This window comes from Listeria cornellensis FSL F6-0969 (genome assembly GCF_000525855.1).
GTDB classification, from domain to species: Bacteria; Bacillota; Bacilli; order Lactobacillales; family Listeriaceae; genus Listeria_A; species Listeria_A cornellensis.
Genome location: NZ_AODE01000075.1, coordinates 1 through 1,015, shown reverse-complemented (window position 1 = coordinate 1,015; position 1,015 = coordinate 1). Strand labels below are relative to the sequence as shown.

1 protein-coding gene is annotated in these 1,015 nt (G+C 44.1%); it reads right to left on the bottom strand.

Annotated elements, in window-relative coordinates:
• Positions 1 to 841 (bottom strand): group II intron reverse transcriptase/maturase (ltrA, locus tag PCORN_RS16770; RefSeq protein WP_036082717.1); only part of this gene is annotated, 841 nt, incomplete at its 3' end.
• Positions 842 to 1,015: the final 174 nt, after the last annotated feature.

Below are 1,015 nucleotides of genomic sequence, written 5' to 3'. Positions count from 1 at the left end.
TCGCCATGACTCGCTCGCCAGCACGCTTACTGCGGACATAAATGTTACAGTCATCCGCATAACGCACAAATAGATGCCCTCTCTGATGTAATTCTTCATCAAACGCGTGTAGATAGATATTGCTGAGAAGCGGAGATAGATTGCCTCCTTGTGGAGTCCCTCTCTTCGTTTCTTGTTTTTCTGTCCCAATCATCACACCGCTTTGCAGAAATCGACGGATAAGGCATAAAATCAGTTTATCTTGGATCCGCTTTTCAAGGAAGCCCATTAATTTATCATGATGCACGGTATCAAAATACTGTTTCATATCGATATCTACGACATACTTATAGCCAGCTTCATAGAAGCTTTTTGCTTTTAGAATGGCTTGGTGAGCGCTACGATTGGGACGAAAACCATAGCTGTTATCTGAGAAGTGTGGGTCAAAGATAGGCTCTAGGATTTGAGCGATGGCTTGTTGTACGAGTCGGTCTACGACGCATGGAATGCCTAGTTGTCGTTTTCCACCATCCGGTTTGGGGATGGTAACACGTTTGACAGGTTTCGGTTGATACTTACCAGTACGAAGTTGTTCCAGAAGTGATTCTCTATGCTCTCGGAGATAGGGAAGTAGTTCTTCGACAGTCACGCCATCTATCCCTGCGGCACCTTTGTTACGTACTACTTTTTGGTAAGCTAGATTGAGATTATCTCGATGAGTAAGCTTGTCTATCAGATTTTCTACACCATCTTGTCTGCTAATTTCGCCAGAAAGAATACTATGCGCTTCGTCATAGCTTTCAGCTTCCAGCCTATCCTTTTGATGATAGCCCGATTTCTCGGTTTTCTGCATTGAATGCATCCTCTCCACCTCCATTGTTTTCAAGATTGACTATTGTTCAGCCCTTCGTATCAAAATAAATGATACTACTATGGCGTCTGCTGACTTCTTGTGATTCAACCAACCATCACTGGCTGGTTTGCTTCTGTAGGACATGCCATCCTTCTTGACGGAAGCCCTCACAAGACCTCCCCA